This is a genomic window from Nocardia sp. NPDC019395 (assembly GCF_040632335.1).
Classification (GTDB): Bacteria; Actinomycetota; Actinomycetes; order Mycobacteriales; family Mycobacteriaceae; genus Nocardia.
In genome coordinates this window covers 90,195-107,939 of record NZ_JBEYBT010000005.1, presented here as the reverse complement: position 1 = coordinate 107,939, position 17,745 = coordinate 90,195, and the positions used below count along the sequence as shown (strand labels likewise).

Annotated in this window: 16 protein-coding genes; 11 read left to right on the top strand and 5 right to left on the bottom strand. The window is 66.9% G+C overall.

Annotated elements, in window-relative coordinates; genetic code table 11:
- Nucleotides 1-19 precede the first annotated feature (19 nt).
- Together ABZ827_RS16040 and ABZ827_RS16035 are read left to right on the top strand one after the other, a co-directional pair.
- The gene (locus tag ABZ827_RS16040) at nt 20-196 is read left to right on the top strand and encodes a hypothetical protein (RefSeq protein WP_357237531.1); all 177 of its coding nucleotides are present in this window, start codon (nt 20-22) and stop codon (nt 194-196) included.
- Between the two features lie 63 nt (nt 197-259).
- A complete protein-coding gene (locus tag ABZ827_RS16035) occupies nt 260-547 on the top strand; it encodes a 4a-hydroxytetrahydrobiopterin dehydratase (RefSeq protein ID WP_357237530.1) in 288 nt (95 codons plus the stop codon).
- Here ABZ827_RS16035 and ABZ827_RS16030 read toward each other — a convergent pair.
- The gene (locus ABZ827_RS16030) at nt 495-1,760 is read right to left on the bottom strand and encodes a mannosyltransferase (RefSeq protein WP_357237529.1); all 1,266 of its coding nucleotides are present in this window, start codon (nt 1,758-1,760) and stop codon (nt 495-497) included. The two genes, ABZ827_RS16035 and ABZ827_RS16030, sit on opposite strands and share 53 nt — an antisense overlap.
- A gap of 410 nt (nt 1,761-2,170) precedes the next feature.
- Between ABZ827_RS16030 and ABZ827_RS16025 the strand changes: the two genes are divergently transcribed.
- Both ABZ827_RS16025 and ABZ827_RS16020 read left to right on the top strand, forming a co-directional pair.
- Nucleotides 2,171-2,929, top strand: coding sequence for a hypothetical protein (locus ABZ827_RS16025; protein ID WP_357237528.1), 759 nt, complete (start codon nt 2,171-2,173; stop codon nt 2,927-2,929).
- Between the two features lie 313 nt (nt 2,930-3,242).
- A complete protein-coding gene (locus ABZ827_RS16020) occupies nt 3,243-3,593 on the top strand; it encodes a hypothetical protein (protein WP_357237527.1) in 351 nt (116 codons plus the stop codon).
- Nucleotides 3,594-3,599: 6 nt separating this feature from the next.
- Here the strand turns inward: ABZ827_RS16020 and ABZ827_RS16015 are convergent, their stop codons facing one another.
- Together ABZ827_RS16015 and ABZ827_RS16010 are read right to left on the bottom strand one after the other, a co-directional pair.
- Nucleotides 3,600-5,189, bottom strand: coding sequence for a PH domain-containing protein (locus ABZ827_RS16015; RefSeq protein WP_357237526.1), 1,590 nt, complete (start codon nt 5,187-5,189; stop codon nt 3,600-3,602).
- 55 nt (nt 5,190-5,244) lie between these two features.
- Nucleotides 5,245-5,757 (bottom strand): PH domain-containing protein, encoded by a 513-nt coding sequence (locus ABZ827_RS16010; protein ID WP_357237721.1) that lies wholly within the window; start codon nt 5,755-5,757, stop codon nt 5,245-5,247.
- A 167-nt stretch (nt 5,758-5,924) separates the two neighbouring features.
- Here ABZ827_RS16010 and ABZ827_RS16005 point away from each other — a divergent pair, with 167 nt between their 5' ends.
- The 5 genes from ABZ827_RS16005 to ABZ827_RS15985 all read left to right on the top strand — a co-directional run bounded on the left by ABZ827_RS16005 (nt 5,925) and on the right by ABZ827_RS15985 (nt 13,162).
- Nucleotides 5,925-8,504 (top strand): bifunctional FO biosynthesis protein CofGH, encoded by a 2,580-nt coding sequence (locus ABZ827_RS16005; protein ID WP_357237525.1) that lies wholly within the window; start codon nt 5,925-5,927, stop codon nt 8,502-8,504.
- A gap of 520 nt (nt 8,505-9,024) precedes the next feature.
- On the top strand, nt 9,025-9,348 hold the full coding sequence (gene fdxA / locus ABZ827_RS16000; protein WP_357237524.1) for a ferredoxin: 324 nt from the start codon (nt 9,025-9,027) through the stop codon (nt 9,346-9,348).
- Between the two features lie 12 nt (nt 9,349-9,360).
- The gene (gene dapC, locus ABZ827_RS15995; protein ID WP_357237523.1) at nt 9,361-10,473 is read left to right on the top strand and encodes a succinyldiaminopimelate transaminase; all 1,113 of its coding nucleotides are present in this window, start codon (nt 9,361-9,363) and stop codon (nt 10,471-10,473) included.
- A gap of 51 nt (nt 10,474-10,524) precedes the next feature.
- Entirely contained in the window at nt 10,525-12,162 is a 1,638-nt protein-coding gene (pruA, locus tag ABZ827_RS15990; RefSeq protein ID WP_357237522.1) for an L-glutamate gamma-semialdehyde dehydrogenase, read from the top strand.
- A gap of 49 nt (nt 12,163-12,211) precedes the next feature.
- Entirely contained in the window at nt 12,212-13,162 is a 951-nt protein-coding gene (locus ABZ827_RS15985) for a proline dehydrogenase family protein (protein WP_357237521.1), read from the top strand.
- A 418-nt stretch (nt 13,163-13,580) separates the two neighbouring features.
- Here the strand turns inward: ABZ827_RS15985 and ABZ827_RS15980 are convergent, their stop codons facing one another.
- Nucleotides 13,581-14,447, bottom strand: coding sequence for an oxygenase MpaB family protein (locus ABZ827_RS15980; protein ID WP_357237520.1), 867 nt, complete (start codon nt 14,445-14,447; stop codon nt 13,581-13,583).
- A 128-nt stretch (nt 14,448-14,575) separates the two neighbouring features.
- Between ABZ827_RS15980 and ABZ827_RS15975 the strand changes: the two genes are divergently transcribed.
- A complete protein-coding gene (locus ABZ827_RS15975) occupies nt 14,576-15,214 on the top strand; it encodes a TetR/AcrR family transcriptional regulator (RefSeq protein WP_357237519.1) in 639 nt (212 codons plus the stop codon).
- A 12-nt stretch (nt 15,215-15,226) separates the two neighbouring features.
- Here the strand turns inward: ABZ827_RS15975 and ABZ827_RS15970 are convergent, their stop codons facing one another.
- Nucleotides 15,227-16,117, bottom strand: coding sequence for an oxygenase MpaB family protein (locus tag ABZ827_RS15970; RefSeq protein WP_357237518.1), 891 nt, complete (start codon nt 16,115-16,117; stop codon nt 15,227-15,229).
- Nucleotides 16,118-16,289: 172 nt separating this feature from the next.
- On the opposite strand from ABZ827_RS15970, the gene ABZ827_RS15965 reads away from it, so the two are divergent.
- Entirely contained in the window at nt 16,290-17,729 is a 1,440-nt protein-coding gene (locus ABZ827_RS15965; RefSeq protein ID WP_357237517.1) for an acyl-CoA synthetase, read from the top strand.
- Nucleotides 17,730-17,745 lie beyond the last annotated feature (16 nt).

The window sequence follows — 17,745 nt, the reverse complement described above, 5'->3', positions numbered from 1 at the left end:
TAAGGGTATGCTAACCCGCATGGGCAAGGTCAAGGCGAAAGAGGTATCGAGCCTCAAGCCGAAGAAGAAGTGCTGTCGGAAGAAGACGCGCTGCGTGAAATGCCCTGTGGTCATCATGCGGATGAAGCGCCTGGAAGCCGAGGGTGCCTCCGGGAAAGAACTGAAGAAGGGATTGAAGAAGGCACGCGCCGCCTGACCTTCTTCGCGCCGCGCCGCGGCTGTCGTTGTTCGATCCCGGAATCGTGGGTACCACGGCGATATGACTACACAACTGCTGAACGAAACCGAGATCACCGACGCACTGGACAACCTCCCCGAATGGGCGCGTGCGGGCGATGCGCTCACCCGGACTGTCGAGGCGTCCTCGTTCCCGGCCGGGATCGATCTGGTGGTCCGCGTAGCCGAGGCCGCCGAATCCGCGAATCATCATCCCGATATCGATATCCGCTGGCGCAAGGTGACCTTCACGCTGTCCACGCATTCCGCGGGCGGGCTCACGGCACAGGACGTGGCGATGGCCCAGGAGATAGATCGGCTTGCGGGCTAGGGGTGCTGCGGGAAACTGTCCGGCCCGCCCAGATGGTCCAGCCGTAGAGAGCCAGGACCCCGGCCAGATCGACCGCGCCCAGCCAGGACCACACCCCCCACCGGGAGATGGTCCAGATCGAGTCCTGCAGGAAAGACAGCACCCACGGTGCGCCCAGCAGGGTGGTGAAAAGCCAGTAGCCGGCCAGGATCTTCGCACCCGGCACCTCGCGGAACGGTCCGTAGAGCAGCCACAGGACGGCCGGTAGCAGCCAGCCCCAGTGATGGGACCAAGAGATGGGTGAGACCAGCAGCCCGAACAACTGGACGATCAGCGCGGTACCCAGCAGATCGTCGCGGCGCAGCGCCCGCCACGCGAACCAGGCCAGCGCCCCCGTCACCAGCACACCGGCGATCCACCACGGCCCGGTGCCGATATCACTACCCAGCAATCGGCTCAGCGCACCGCGCAGCGACTGGTTCCACACCGAACCCACCGGGCCGATCCGGTCGGCGTCGCCGAGGAGCGTGCCGAAGTAGCGCCGGGTCTCCTCGGGGTTGATCAGAAAACTGCCCGCGACGGTCAGTCCGAAAACCACAGCGGACCAGATCGCCGCTGTCCAGCGGCGCCGCGCCAGGAAGTACACGCCGCTGATCGCGGGCGTGAGTTTGATTCCCGCGACGAACCCCACCAGGGTTCCCGAGAACCACCAGCGCGTACTCCGGATCGCCAGCATCACCCCGAGCATCAGGAAGACGTTGACCTGCCCGTAGTCGATCGTCGTGCGCACCGGTTCGAACCACAGTCCCACCGCGGTCCACGCGACCGCCGCGGTACGCCACCGCGGCTCGGCGAGTGCCTCCGGGCCCAGCAACAGTTCGAACGCGATCCGCACCACCCAGTAGAGGGCGGCGACGATCGCGAACAGCCACAGCACCGCGACCACGGTGAACGGCAAAAAATGCAACGGAAAGAACACCACCGCGGCGAACGGCGGATAGGTGAAGGGCAGCGGGAAGTCGGGGGTCTTGTCCGCGTAGGTGAAATCGTAGAGATGATCGGTGAGCAGTGCCGCCGATCCGTCCACGTAAACGTGCAGGTCCACCAGGTTCATCCCGTTGGGCGTCAGCAGCATCCACAGCAGCCGCACCGCAACGGTGATCCCGAGCGCCGCCAGGGCCAGGCGAAATGGTGTGAACCGCCGTGGAACGGTCCGGGCGCTGGGCTGATTCAAGACAGGAGCTTTCGAGTCGGTCCGGGTCGGCGACCGGACCCGGCGCGGCGGCGCGCGTCGGCAGGAGTTTCCGGCCCGGAATACATTAACCCGACCGTGTTCCGGTGCGGCGCGACCGGTTGCCCGGATGGTTCCCGGGTGTCGGCAGCTGCGCGGGGTCCGGGTGACGACCGGGCAACCCGAGCGACACACGTATCCCTCCGCCTCGAACCTCACGCCACTTACGCGAGTGACCGGCTACCGTCAGGTAGCACAGCGAAACCGGGGTCGTAATCCCGACCCCGGTGCTGTACAACGCGCGACTGTGTCCTTAGAGTGACCCCGAAACGACGGCATTTCAGCGTCGCCCAGATGTACCCGAGGTAAGGACGGCTAGACCAGTGCTTCGCACCCGAGGATCGCGGATCGCAATGTCCGCGCTCGCCATTGCGGCGGGCGCCTCCCTCGTGGCGCCCGCGACTGGCGTCGCGGCCCCGGCCGGCGAGGCGGCGGTGAACAGTGTCCCGATGGTGCCCGAAGGGGTGCCGGTCGACGTTCTCGCCGCACTTGCCCCGGCCATCGTCCATGCGCCGGCCCCGGCCGCCCAGGACATCGCCGCGCCGGGAAGTCCGCAGGCCGCCATCCTCGGCCAGGCCCGCGCTCTGCTGGACACGGTGAATCTGCCCCCGCAGATCAAATCGACCCTGGAACGGGTCATCACCTTCCTGGACGGCAGCGGTGGCGGCGGCCCCGATATCCCCGAAAGCGGGCCCGCGATCGCCCAATTCCTCTACCCGACGATCGGCAAGGGCTGCATCGCCCCGTCCGGCGATTCGGTCGGAACGGCTCTCGCGGTACCCGGCCCGGCGCAGCTCCCGCCGCCCGGCCCGGCCGCCGGCCAGACGGGTTTCGTCTTCACGGCGCTGGGAACCGAACGCCCCACGCCCGAACAGCCGCAGGCAATGACGGTGCAGTGGCGCAACCTCGACACCGGCGCGGCCGGCAGCGAAGTGCTGACCGATAAGGCGAAGATCAACCCGGACGGGCCGGCGACGCTCTCGGCCATCGCGAACACGGGCACAGGTCGTATCGTCGCGGTGATCGGCGGCGGGCTCACCACCCAGGCCACCGAAACCGAAGCACGCACCTGCTCCTTCGCCCCGACCCTGGGCTTCTTCACCGTCGGCTGAGTCTTTTGGCGCGCCTCCGGCGCGCGGGATTTCGGCCCCCCTTGGGCCCTGTTTTCAGCCCTCGAGACTCGCGGCTTCGCCGCATGCGCTTCGAGGGCTGAACGCATGGACGGGCCAAAACCTCCAAGGGCCTGGTAAGACTCGGCACCGCCGCTGGGCACGTTCGATCGGGGTCAGGTGACCTGCAAGCGCCTCGTAAAACTCGGCGGCGCCGCTGGCGTACGTTCGATCGGGGACAGGTGACCTGCAAGCGGCTCGTAAGAGCCGGTGGCGCAACTGGGCGCGCCGGGGAAACTGTGGTAGACCAGGGGTTATGGCGACTGTCGAGCATTCGCACAAGTCCAGCCTCCGGAATCGGCGTTCGTCCAGGTCGATTCTGTCGATTCGCTCGGAAGGGTCGATCCTGTCGATCGGGTCGGCGTACTCGATTCTGTCCATCGGTAGTGCCGGTTCGGTGCTGTCGATCGGTTCGATCGGATCCTTCGGGTCGCTCATCTCCAGTGGGTCTTTTCTGAGCCTCGGCTCGGCGCTGTCGGGGTTGTCCCGCTGGTCGCTGCTGGCGTGGATGGGTGACCACTCCAGCCCGGATGAACGACCCGGGCTGCGGGTGGTCGCGGAAGAACCCGATCTGCGGGTCGCTCCGACCCGCCACTGCCAGACCTGAGTCGTCCTACAAACCTGGGGTCGTCTGCTCGATGATGGTTCTGGCGCGGTCCAGCGGGACATCGGGGATCGAGTAGACCTTCTTGCCGGCGGCGGTGGCGGCGGAGAGCGTGGCCAAACCGGATCGGCGCTGCCAGAACGTCTGCCGTACCGTCCAGCCGATAACACCGGGTGCTTCGAGGCAGGAGCGCTCGCGGTCGAGTGAGCCCGAGCGGACAACCAGCCAGGTCGGGGCGCCGGAGCTCGCGGGCAGGACGGCATGGCCGAGGCCGCGGTAGCGGTCCTCGGCGAGCAGCGCGCAGGCGGGCAGCAGCGCGACCGGTACCAGCCACCACCACACCGCGATATGCCATCCGGCCGCGGCCGACAGCACCAGGGCGAGCAGGATCAGCGGGGCCGGCCAGCCTGCCCGGATATGGCGGCGTCGCCGGGCGGCCGGTCCGTGTGGGGTCAGGGGAATCCGCGCGGGGGCCGAAAGGCCGGCTCGGGTGGCCGGGCCCGGCGTGACCTGGTCCCGCCGGGGGCGCAGCAGCTCGGCCAGCGTGTGCTCGACGGCGGGGCGCGGGGACTGCGGCAGAATTTTCTGCCGGGGGTTCTCCCCGGTCATGATCGCTTCGAGTTGCGCGGCACCGGCGAGACGTAGCAGCAGGGGCTCGATGACGGTGGCGCCGCGGAGTCGTGCGGTATCGAGTGTTATCCGGCGCAGTGTGAACAAACCACGGCGAATCTGCAGGGTGCTGCCCTGGTCGGTGACCCGCAGGCCGAAATACGTGATCAGATAGTGTGCGCAGGCCGCGACGCTGACGAGCAGCACGAGGACGGCCAGGATCGAGACGCCGGCGACGACGAGTACTGCCGACCCGAATCCGCGCACATTGTCGACGGTTTCCCGGCTGACCCGGATCCCGGTGGAACCGAAGCCGAACTGGGCGGCAACGCCGAGCGCGGAGGCGGCGAGGGCGAACCCGGTCAGCGACAGCGGTGCGTAACGCACCCACTCCGGCCGCCAACGTCCGATCTCGCGGCCGTCGCCGGGACTCTCCGGGGCGGGGGCGGTCTTGTCGTCCGGTGCGGCCGCGTCCGGGTCGTCGGCGGCGATATGGCGTGCCCGGGTGTGCGCCAATAGTTCGGAGCGCAACGGTCGCACCTGGTCGGCGGCGAGCGCGTCGAGGGTGAACCGGTCATCGGCACCGGCCTCCTGGCCGGTGCCGATCACGACGGCGGCCAGTCCCAGGATCCGGTGCAGTGGGTCGGCCTCGATATCGACCGACCGGATGCGGGCGCGCGGGACAGACAGCCGTTTCCGCTGGATCACTCCGGTACGGAGTTCGACGTGGGTGGCCCCGAGGCGGTAGGTGGTGGTGAACCAGAGGGCGAGACCATACGGAACGACTATGACCGGGCCGAGGAGTGCCCATAGTGGATTACCGGAGCTCACACCGAGTATCGCGGCGCCGATCACCGCGGGGAGGAACTTCACGACCGCCTGAATCGGATGCACCAGCAGCATCCGGCGATCGAGACGCTGCCACGACTCGTTCGCCGGCGACTCGGGGGGTGCCCCGGCAGCCGGTCCGTCGCCGGACGGGTCGGTCATCGACACTCCTCTGGGGCAGGTTCATGCGGTCCGCGGCGAAGGCGGAGGTATCGCATCATGTCGCGTCACCGCGGTGCCGGGCCGCGATCTCGGTCAACCCGGCCACCGTCTGCTCGGCCAGGGAGCGTTCGAGCAGGCCGATGCGCACGGCGCCCGCCGAGGACGCCGTGGTCACGGTGATGGTCGAAAGTCCCAGCAACCGCTCCAGCGGACCACGTTCGGTGTCCACGGTCTGTACCCGGGATATCGGCGCTACCCGGCTCTCCAGGGACAGCCAGCCCACCCTCGTGTACACCGCATCGCCGGTCACCTCCCAGCGGTGCACCCGATATCGCCACCGGGGCACTACGATCGTCGCGAGTACAGCTACAGGAACCACGATCGCCGCCGCGGCCACCTGCCAGGCGCGGCGATCGGAATCGAATACAGCCCAGGCCACCAGGCCGGCGATCACGACGAGCCAGGTCAGGGCGATTTCCACAGTCCACAGGGTCTTCGCGCGGGGACTGGGCCGCCATGCGGGATCGAGTATCGGATCGGTTGACCGTGGCGGGCTGTCCGGCGACATATTATTCATCGTCGCACGGTTGTTCGGTGCCTTCAGGCCCCGGACAAGATCGAGCAATGACCCGTCGTCCCTCGCCTACCGCCCCGACCTGCACGGAATAGCCCGAGATACACCGGGGTTGTGAACGCTCAACGACCTGGGAGGAGACAGTTCCGGATGTGTGCCGCATGATCGAGGGCGTGACCGAACTAGCCGAACCGACCGTCCCGACCCCTGTGCCCAGCCCGTCTGCGATGCGGCGGGCATTGCGCCGGGCCCGCGACGGGGTGACGCTGAACGCCGACGAGGCCACGGTGCTGCTGCATGCCCGTGATGCCGATCTGGCGGATCTGTGCCGCAGCGCCGCCAGAGTGCGCGACGCGGGACTCGCCTCGGCCGACCGGCCGGGCACGATCACCTATTCGCGCAATGTCTTCATCCCGCTCACTCATCTGTGCCGGGACACCTGCCACTACTGCACGTTCGTCACCGTGCCGGGCAAATTGCGGGCACAGGGGCGCGGTATGTTCCTGGAACCGGACGAAGTGCTCGATATCGCCCGGCGCGGTGCCGAACTGGGCTGCAAGGAAGCGCTGTTCACCCTCGGCGACCGGCCGGAAGCACGCTGGCCGGAGGCCGCGCAGTGGCTGGACGAGCGCGGATACGATTCCACCCTGGACTATCTGCGGGCGGTATCCATCCTGGTGCTCGAGGAGACCGGGCTGCTTCCGCATCTGAATCCCGGCGTTATGTCGTGGGAGGAGATCTCCCGCCTGAAGCCGGTCGCCCAGTCGATGGGGATGATGCTGGAAACCACGTCGACCCGGCTGTTCACCGAGAAGGGCAACTGTCATTACGGCAGCCCGGACAAGGATCCCGCGGTGCGGCTGCGCGCCATCACCGACGCGGGTCGGCTCTCGGTTCCCTACACCACCGGGATCCTGGTGGGTATCGGTGAGAACATCGCCGAGCGGGCGGACACGATCCTGGCGATACGCAAACAACACAAGGCGTTCGGCCATATCCAGGAAGTCATCGTGCAGAACTTCCGTGCCAAGGACGACACCGCCATGCGGAACGCCCCCGATGCCGATATGACCGAATTCCTGGCCACCATCGCGGTGACCCGTCTGCTGCTCGGCCCGGAGGTCTCGGTGCAGGCGCCGCCGAATCTGGTTTCGGGCGAGGAATGCCGCGCGCTGCTCGAGGCCGGGATCGACGATTGGGGCGGCGTCTCGCCGGTGACTCCCGATCACGTCAATCCCGAACGCCCCTGGCCCAATCTCGATACCCTCGCCGAGATCACCGCGACCGCCGGATTCGAACTGGTGGAGCGCACCTCCGCCCATCCGAAATACGTCCGGGCCGGTAATCCGTGGATCGATCCACGGATCGGCGCGCATGTCGCCGCGCTCAGCGATCCGGAAACGGGTCTGGCGCGGCCGGACGCGATGCCGGTGGGTCTGCCCTGGCAGGAACCGGACGAATCGTGGGAATCCGCGGGCCGTACCGATCTGAACACCGAGATCGACACCGCCGGGCGTAATACCGATACCCGCAGCGATATCGACAACGCGTTCGGCGATTGGGACACCATCCGCGAACAGGTCCGCGATCTCGCCGCCGCGCCACAGCGACTGGACGCCGATGTACTGGCCGCGCTGCGGGCCGCCGAAAAGGATCCGGCCGGTCTCACCGACTCCCAGTACCTCGCGCTCGCCACCGCCGACGGTCCGGATCTGGAAGCCGTCGCCGGTCTCGCCGACCAGTTGCGCCGCGATGTCTGCGGTGACGACGTCACCTACGTGGTGAACCGGAACATCAACTTCACCAATATCTGCTACACCGGTTGCCGCTTCTGCGCGTTCGCGCAGCGCAAGGGTGACGCCGACGCGTTCACGCTCAGTACCGACGAGGTCGCCGACCGGGCCTGGGAAGCGTATGTGGACGGCGCGACCGAGGTCTGCATGCAGGGCGGTATCGACCCCGACCTGCCCGTCACCGGTTACGCGGACCTGGTGCGTGCGGTGAAGGCACGGGTGCCGTCGATGCATGTGCACGCTTTCAGCCCCATGGAAATCGTCAACGGCGCCTCGCGCGGTGGTGCGAGTGTCCGGGATTGGCTGACCGCGCTGCGCGAAGCCGGTTTGGGCACCATCCCGGGAACGGCCGCGGAAATCCTCGACGACGAGGTCCGCTGGGTGCTCACCAAGGGCAAACTGCCCGCGTCGGCCTGGATCGATGTCGTCACCACGGCCCATCAGGTCGGGATCCGGTCCAGCTCGACCATGATGTACGGGCACGTCGACAATCCGAGCCACTGGGTCGGGCACCTGCGCGTACTGCGCGGCATCCAGGACGAAACCGGCGGTTTCACCGAATTCGTCCTGCTGCCTTTCGTGCACCAGAGCGCCCCGCTCTACCTCGCGGGCGCCTCCCGCCCAGGGCCAACCAACCGCGACAACCGTGCCGCCCACGCCTTGGCCCGGATCATGCTGCACGGCCGGATCGACAATATCCAGACCAGCTGGGTGAAACTCGGCACCACCGGCACCCAGGTGATGCTGCGCAGCGGCGCCAACGACCTAGGCGGCACCCTGATGGAGGAGACTATCTCCCGCATGGCCGGCTCCCAGCACGGCTCGGCGAAAACCGTCGCCGAACTCACCGAGATCGCCGAAGGTATCGACCGCCCCATCCGCGAACGCACCACCACCTACGGCATCCCCCCGTCCCGCGGCCAGGTCCCCGGCTTGGAGCTGGTATGAACCCCCTCCGAACCACACCACCCGCCGCCCCCGGCGCGAGTACGATCCCCCAACCGTCAGTCCGCCCGCATACAACCCCACCACCCGGCCGAACTCGCCGCCGCCCCAGGCGCGTTTGATCCCCTTACCACCAGCCGGTCGGCATGTGAACCCACCCCCGTTTCCTGCATGCGGCCGGTCAGCGTTGGTGGTTCGGGGCCCGTCTCGTTCTGGAGCGACCAGAGCGAAGGAGCGCAGCGACTGAGCGCCGGGAGTGAAGAACGAGACCAAGGGGGCCCCGAACCCGCGACGCCGCAGGCGGCGCCAAAAACACAGGCATCGACGGAGGGTCGCCTGGAGTTCCTCGATTCCGGGACTTCCGGCCCTGGGACAGCTGGATCACAGACAGAGGCCGACCCCGCGACGCCGAAGGCGGCGCAAAGAGATTAGGCCAGGCTCACCGGAGTAGCGTATGGGGCGCCAGGGATACTTGTGCGCGGGCGCAGTTACCCGGAGAAGAAGGAAGACGAGGAGAGCGGGAGTGACTTACATCATCGCCGAACCGTGCGTTGACGTGAAGGACAAGGCGTGCATCGAGGAATGCCCCGTGGATTGCATCTACGAGGGTGGCCGCATGCTCTACATTCACCCCGACGAATGCGTCGACTGTGGTGCGTGTGAACCTGTCTGCCCGGTGGAGGCGATCTTCTACGAGGACGACACCCCCGATCAGTGGAGCGGTTACGTCAACGCCAATGTCGATTTCTTCGACGAACTCGGTTCGCCCGGCGGAGCCACCAAACTGGGCAAAGTCGATTCCGATCCGGCGTTCATCAAGGAACTGCCGCCGATGGCCGAAGACTAGAGCGACCGGTACATGAGCACTGAGGTTTCCCACCGTCCCCGGGTGAGCGCGGCACTGCCCGACTTCCCGTGGGACACCATCGCCGATGTCAAGGCGCGGGCCGCGGCTCATCCCGGCGGGCTCGTCGATCTTTCGGTGGGTACCCCGGTCGATCCGGTGGCCCCGGTGATCCGGGCGGCACTGAACTCGGTTTCCGAGGTTCCGGGCTATCCGACCACCCATGGCACACCGGAGTTGCGGGCCGGCGCCGTCGCCGCGCTGGCCCGCCGTTTCGGTGTCACGGGCGTGGCCGAGGCGGCTGTGCTGCCGGTGATCGGCACCAAGGAGTTGATCGCCGGTTTGCCCAGGCTGCTGGGTCTGGGAGCCACGGATCTGGTGGTGATTCCCGAGGTCGCGTATCCGACCTACGAGGTGGGTGGCCTGCTGGCCGGGACCCGGATCCTGCGGGCCGACGGACTGACCCGGCTGGGTCCGGAGAAACCGGCGCTCATCTATCTCAATTCGCCGTCCAACCCGACCGGCCGGATCCTGGGTGTGGATCATCTCCGCAAGGTCGTGTCCTTCGCCCGGGAACGCGGTGCGGTCGTCGCCTCCGACGAGTGCTATCTCGGCCTGGCCTGGGACGAACCGGCGGTTTCGATCCTGGATCCCCGGGTCTGCGACGGTGACCACACCGGCCTGCTGGCCGTGCATTCGCTGTCGAAGACATCGAACCTGGCCAGTTACCGGGCGGGTTTCGTCACCGGCGACCCGGAACTGGTGGCCGAACTGCTGGAAGTGCGCAAACACTCCGGCATGATGGTCCCGTTCCCGATCCAGGCCGCGATGACCGCGGCGCTGGCCGATGACGAGCACGAATCCGCGCAACGGGAGCGCTACCGGGCACGCCGGGAGATTCTGCGGTCCGCCCTGTTGGGTGCCGGTTTCCGGATCGACCATTCCGAAGCCGGACTGTATCTGTGGTCCACTCGCGGCGAACCCTGCCGCGACACCCTGAACTGGCTGGCCGATCGGGGAATTCTCGCAGCTCCCGGCGATTTCTACGGCCCGGCCGGCGCCGAGCATGTCCGCATCGCGCTCACGGCCACCGACGAGCGGATCGGCACGGCGGCCGAACGGCTGTAATTCCGGCGCGCGCCGCGGACGTGCCGGACCCCGACGGGGTTAGCCTGGGGTATGGACGCTGTCACAGTTGTCCCGACCCCCGTGAACGAACCGGTGCACACGTACGCTCCGGGTAGCCCCGAGAGGGAAAGGTTGCTCGGCAGGCTGGCCGGGATCTCGGGCGATACCCTAGACATTCCGCTGGTCATCGACGGTAAACACCGTCCGGGGATCGGTGAGCGTCACGAGATCGTGGCTCCGCATCGTCATCGGCAGGTGCTCGGGACCTACACCAACACCACTCACGACGAGGCCGCCGCCGCGATCGAGGCGGCAACCGCGGCCGCCCCGGGCTGGCGTTCGTTACCGTTCGACGAACGTGCCGCCGTGCTGCTGCGTGCCGCCGACCTGCTGTCCGGTCCGTGGCGGGAGACCTTGGCCGCCGCGACCATGCTGGGTCAGTCGAAATCGGTGGCGCAGGCCGAGATCGATGCGCCGTGCGAATTGGTCGATTTCTGGCGGTTCAATGTTTCCTTCGCCCGCGGCATCCTGGCCCAGCAGCCGGAGTCCGGTCCGGGAGTCTGGAACCGTCTCGACTATCGGCCGCTCGAGGGGTTCGTCTACGCGATCACCCCGTTCAACTTCTCGGCCATTGCCGGGAATCTCCCCACCGCGCCGGCGCTGATGGGCAATACCGTCGTGTGGAAGCCTTCGCCCACCCAGACATTGGCCGCGTATTACACGATGAAACTGCTGGAAGCCGCGGGCCTACCGCCGGGGGTGATCAATATGGTCACCGGCGACGGGAAAGAGTTGTCGGAAGTCGCATTGACCGACCCGCGCCTCGGCGGTATCCATTTCACCGGATCCGCTCCCACCTTCCAGTACCTGTGGGGTCAGGTGGCGGCGAATATCGGCCGGTATCGCGGATATCCCCGGTTGGTCGGGGAGACCGGCGGTAAAGATTTCATCGTCGCGCATCCCTCAGCGGATCCGGTTGCGCTGCGCACGGCGCTGATCCGCGGCGCCTACGAGTATCAAGGGCAGAAATGTTCGGCTGCCTCGCGCGCTTACCTGCCGCGGTCGCTGTGGCGGGAGATCGGTGATGATTTCCTCGGTACCGCCGAGACGCTGAGCTATGGCGATATATCGGATCTGTCGAATTTCGGCGGCGCCGTGATCGACCGGCGGGCGTACGACAAGAGCGTGCGAGCGATCGAACGAGCCCGGTCCGCGAGTGTTCCGATACCGGTGGGGGGCGTCTGTGACGACAGCGAGGGCTGGTTCGTTCGTCCCACGGTGCTGCTGGCCGACGATCCACGCGACGAATCATTCGCCACCGAATATTTCGGGCCGATCCTTTCGGTGTACCTCTACGACGACAGCAAGCCCGGCGCGTTCGATACGGTTCTGCAGGATGTGGAATCGGCCGCCCCGTACGCCTTGACCGGCGCTGTTTTCGCACAGGATCGGCATGCGGTGGAGCAGGCGTCCGCGCAGTTGCGGTTCGCCGCCGGTAATTTCTATATCAACGACAAGCCCACCGGAGCGGTCGTGGGCCAGCAGCCGTTCGGCGGTGCCCGGGCATCCGGCACCGATGATAAAGCCGGCTCCCCGCTCAACCTGTTGCGCTGGGTTGCGCCGCGGGCCCTGAAGGAGACCTTCGTCCCGCACACCGATCACCGCTATCCGCATATGGAGCGCGAATGAGCCGAGGGCGCACAGACACAGTCCGGAGCCGGCGCGGGCGGCGATTCCGGTGAACCCACTGCGCCCGGTGATCCTCGCGGCGGCCGGATCGGATCGGGTGAAACGGACGCTGACGACCAGCCCGGTGTCCGCGTCCATGGTCCGCCGCTTCGTACCGGGCGAAACGAGGTCCGCGCTGGTCGCGGCGGTCCGGGAACTGCTGGCGAGCGGCCGGGCGGTGAGCGTGGATTTCCTCGGCGAGTACACCACCGATCGCGCCCGGGCCGACAGCGCGGTCGCCGAATATCTGGCGCTGATCAACGATCTGGCAGCGCTGGACACCAGCGCCGTACCCGGTGGCGCGGCGCCCCTGGAGGTCTCGGTGAAATTGTCCGCGCTCGGCCAGTCGCTCGGCGCGGACGGCCCGGCGATCGCCGCCGAGAATCTGCGGGTTCTCTGCACCAAGGCCGGGGAGGCTGGGGTGTGGGTGACTGTGGACGCCGAGGACCATACGACCACCGCTTCGACCTTGGCCGCGATCCGGCAGGCCCGCCCGGAATTCCCGTGGCTGGGCACGGTGGTTCAGGCATATCTGTACCGGAGCGAGGACGACTGCCGGGATCTCGCGAACGCCGGCGCCCGGGTCCGCTTGTGCAAGGGCGCCTACCGGGAACCGGACACGGTGGCCCATCAGCACCGCGCCGAGGTCGACCGCGCCTATCTGCGCTGCCTGCACACCCTGATGCACGGCCCATCTCGCCCACTGGTGGCCTCCCACGACCCCGCACTGATCGCCGCGGCCGCCGCCCTCGCGGCGCAGACCGGTCGCGCTCCCGGCGATTTCGAATACCAGATGCTCTACGGCATCCGCACCGACGAGCAACTCCGCCTCGCTGCCCGCGGAGATTTCGTCCGCGTCTACGTCCCCTACGGCACCCAGTGGTACGGCTACCTCACCCGCCGCCTAGCCGAACGCCCCGCCAACCTGGCCTTCTTCCTCCGCGCCCTCGCCGGCAACTGAACCGTCACCGATCATCTCGCGCAGCCCTACGCACTACCCCTACAACCCGTCAACCTTTCCGGGCGGGGCCCGCCCGGTTCTGGAGCGACCAGAGCGAAGGAGCGCAGCGACTGAGCGCCGGAAGTGAAGAACCGGGTCAACAGGGCCCCGCCCTCGAGCCGCGGAGCGGCTCCAAAATCACAGCCCGCCCCTTCACGGTTGGTCTATCCCGAGATCGGGGTTGTCTCCGCGGTTGGTCTACGTCGAGATCGGGGTTGTCTTCGCCGGTGGTCTACGCCTAGACCGGGTTACCTTCACCGGTGGTCCATGCCGACACCCCGGTTACCTTCACCGATGGTCCACGTCGAGACCCGGGTCAACAGACCCCCCGACCCCCGACCCCCGAAGGCGGCGCCACAGATACAGCCGACGCAGAAACTCACACCAGCGGCTTGCCCTTGCGCATACGCCGGCGCATATCCCATAGGTAGTAGTTCATCGGGAACTGCACCATGAAGCGTGGCTGGAGCTTGAGAGCGAAGCCGATGACCTTCATCGTGCGGTCGAACCAGCGCTGATTGCCCTCGGTCCAGTCCATGTACATCTGCTCGCGGATCTGCGGGGGCAGGCAGCCCGAGACCACGAACCGGTGGAACTTGGCCGACATCCAGCGCACCGGGAGCGGCAGCATCTTCAGGTCGATGAGGTCGTTGAAATAGGCGCGGGTGGTGTCGTCGATTTCGAGGTTGTTCAGGTTCGCTTCCCAGTACTGCCAGAACGCCGCCCGGTTCGGCGGCCACATCTCCGGTCGTACCTGCAGCGTGGTGCCCAGCCGGATGCTGTGTGCGTAGAACGTATCGGCCGTGGCCTCGTCCATCGGACCCCGGACCTTGTCCAGGAGGTCGACGAATCCGAAGTACAGGCAGGCAGCGACCCAGACCTGGAGCTTCGGGTCGAAGGCGTTGTATTTGACCGGGCTGGTGGGCTTCGTACGGATATGGCGGTGTGAGGTGTTGACGGCCAGCCGGTAGGCGTTCCGTTCTTCTTCGGTTCCCAGCATGGCGACGGCCAGGTAGGTGAGAGTGGTGCGTAACCGTTTGAACGGATGGACCATCACGTTGCCGCTCTTGACGTCGCTCTCCATGACGCCGTAGGCGACCGGCCGCAAGCCCAGCTGCATGATCACATTCGCGGTGCCGCCGAGGAAGGCGGTGATCCCGACGATATGGTCCTCGACATCGAAATCGGGAGCGTAGAGCGGGCGGGGCTCGGGTTCGCTCTGTGACGTCGGCCAGGGAGCGGTCATCGGTGACCTCTTTCGTCTGAGAAGGTGATATGATAACCATCTCATTCACTCGAAGATGCGTCAACCGATACCGCAATTGTGCAATGCTTACGGTGTCATTGCATCAATGAGCGCGGGAGGGTGCCGAGATGGGTGCGTTGGCTCAATTGTTGCCGCTGGTGCGATCGCCGCGCCGGGATCAGGACCAATCGGTGCTGTCGGCCGCGCTACAGGCGTTTCTCGATTTCGGGATCAAACGCACCAGCATGGTGGAGGTCGCCCGGCGTGGCGGGCTCTCCCTTGCCACACTGTACCGCCGATTTTCCAGTAAATCCGATCTGATCCAGGCCGTCGGGCTGCAGCAGACCCGGGAGTTCATCGAGAGCGTCGATGCCGCAGTACAGCGGCAGGTCGACCGTGACGCGGGTGCCGAGGATCAGATCGTCGAACTCTTCGTGGCATTCCTGGACGGTCTGCGTAGTAACGAATTGCTGGATCGGCTGCTCGACACCGAACCCGAGATCGTGCTGCCCTACCTGACCACCAAGGGCGCCCCGGTTATCGAACTCGGCCGCGACTACCTCGCCGAGTTCGTCACCCGGCTACAGAACGAGGGCAAACTGCCGGCCTACGATCCGCTTCCGGTGGCCGAGATGATCGCACGCACCGCGTTATCGCTGGCACTCACACCGCAGACCGTGATTCCGCTGGGCGACGATATCGCCGTCCGGAAATACGCCCGCGATCACGTTGTGGTGTCGTTCCGGGTGCCGGCCTCGGATTCCTGAATCCGCGCCCGATCAGACAAGTTTCATTCCCAGCTTCCGGCGGATCCGGAAATCGAGCAGATACGCGTTGATGGGAAAACAGCGGAGTGCTGTGGGCAGTACCGACGAAACGCGACCGAGTACGCGCAGCATCCGGGCAAAACGGCGTTCGTCGCGATCCGACCACCGCATGCGCATCTCCTCGCGCAGATGCGGCGGCAGCAGGCCCGCGGTGACCCAGCGATTGAACCGTGCGCCCAGCAATTGGACCGGCCGGGGGAACATCCGCAGATCGACGATCTCGTCGAGCATCTCGCGGACCGGCGGGTCGATCTTCGTGCGAGCCAGATTCTCGGCCCAGTATCGGTCGAAGGCGTCCTCGTCGGCCGGCCACATATCGGGTGGTACCTGCAGGGTGGTGCCGAGCCGCGCGGAATTGCGGTAGATCGCCGCCTGGATCTCGGGGTCGATGGCGCCGCGCATACGATCACGCAGATCGCGCGCGCCCCAGTACAGGCAGGCAGCCACCCACAACTGCAGGTTCCGGTCGAACGCGTTGTAGCGCACCGGACTCTGCGCCGTCGACCGGACCTGGCGATGGGAGGTATCCACCGCCCGGCGGTACGCGATCCGTTCCGGCTCTGTGCCGAGCATCGCCACCGCCAGGTAGGTCAGCGTGGTCCGGGTGCGTTTGACCGGGTGTTTGGTGAGGTTGCCGCTGTCGACAGGGCTTTCCAGGACTCCGTACCCCACGCCGGGGGAAGCGAGTTGCATGATCACATTGGCGGCGGCGCCGAGAACCGCGGCGCCGTCGATGTACTTCCGGAAATCGATTTCCTGGTCATCGGCCGGGATGGTGCCCGGTCGGCGACCGTTGCCGATGCCGGACCGGGAGGTCGGCTCCTCGGCGGGAGAGCTGGTCATTTGATGTGCACCGTTCGGAGGCATGCGAAGGTTGTCCGATCACCTTCTCGTTGTGTCATAAATGTGTCAAGTGTCACTGTTGGGAAGCAGTGGGATTGTCTCGCTCACCGGAAAGTGGCGGGATCGGACAGGTCCGCGGAAGCGGTCCGGCGCCGGGCAGTAGGTTGGGCGCATGTCCCTCGGCCCGCGTCTGCTCAGTTCACTGGACCCCCAAGCCGTCGCCGCGGGAGCGGATATCCCCGACGCCGTCACCATCGACGGCGTGACACTGTCGCGCAGTGATCTACTCGGCGCCGCTACTTCGGTGGCGGAACGGGTGGCGCGCGCGAAACGGGTCGCGGTACTGGCCCGCCCCACCGCGCCGACAGTGCTCGCCGTGATCGGCTGCCTGATCGCCGGTGTGACCGTGGTGCCGATACCGCCCGACTCCGGTACGGCCGAACTCGACCATATGCTCACCGATTCCGGTGCGCAGGCCTGGCTGGGCGAGGCCCCGGAAGGCACCGGGCTACCGGTCGTGCCGGTCCGGCAGCACGCGCGGTCCTGGCATACCTACCCCGAACCCGACCCCGGCTCCCCGGCTTTCGTGCTGTACACCTCCGGCACCACCGGGCCACCGAAAGGCGTTGTGCTGAGCCGCCGCGCGATCGCCGCCGGATTGGACGCGCTCGCCGCGGCATGGTCGTGGACCGCGGCCGATGTGCTGGTACACGGTCTGCCGCTGTTCCATGTGCACGGCCTGATCCTCGGCCTGCTCGGGCCGTTGCGGATCGGCAGCCCGCTCGTACACACCGGAAAACCGACCCCGGCGAACTATGCGGCGGCCGCGGGCACCATGTATTTCGGCGTGCCCACCGTCTGGACCCGGATCGCCGAGGACCCCGGCGCCGCGAAACAGTTGAATGCCGCCCGGCTGCTGATCTCCGGCAGCGCACCCCTACCGGCGCCGGTTTTCGAGCGTCTCGCGGAACTCACCGGCCACGAGCCGGTCGAGCGCTACGGCATGAGCGAAACGATGATCACCCTGTCTGCCCGCGCCGACGGCGAACGCCGGCCCGGCTGGGTCGGCGTGGCGGTGGACGGCGTAGCGACCCGCCTGCGCGACGAAGCGGGACAACCGGTTCCGCACGACGGTACGAGTATCGGCGGGTTGCAGGTTCGCGGACCGATGCTGTTCGACGGCTATTTCGGCCGGCCGGAGGCCACCGCGCAATGCTGGACCGAAGACGGGTGGTTCCGCACCGGCGATGTCGCCGCGATCGACGCGGACGGGTTCCACCGGATCGTCGGCCGCGAATCGGTGGACCTCATCAAATCCGGTGGATACCGGATCGGGGCCGGTGAAGTGGAAACGACTCTGCTGGGGCATCCCGCGGTCGCCGAAGTGGCGGTGGTGGGCCTGGCGGATACCGACCTCGGCCAGCGGATCGTCGCATTCGTGGTCCCGCGCGGGGCGGCGCCCGGTGAACAAGAACTGATCGACCATGTGGCCGAAAAGCTCTCGGCCCACAAACGCCCACGCGAAATCCACTTCGTGGCCGCGCTGCCGCGCAATGCCATGGGCAAGGTACAGAAGAAACAGCTGAACAGGCCCGAGAAATCGGGCGGATAACCCGGCTACGGCAGAC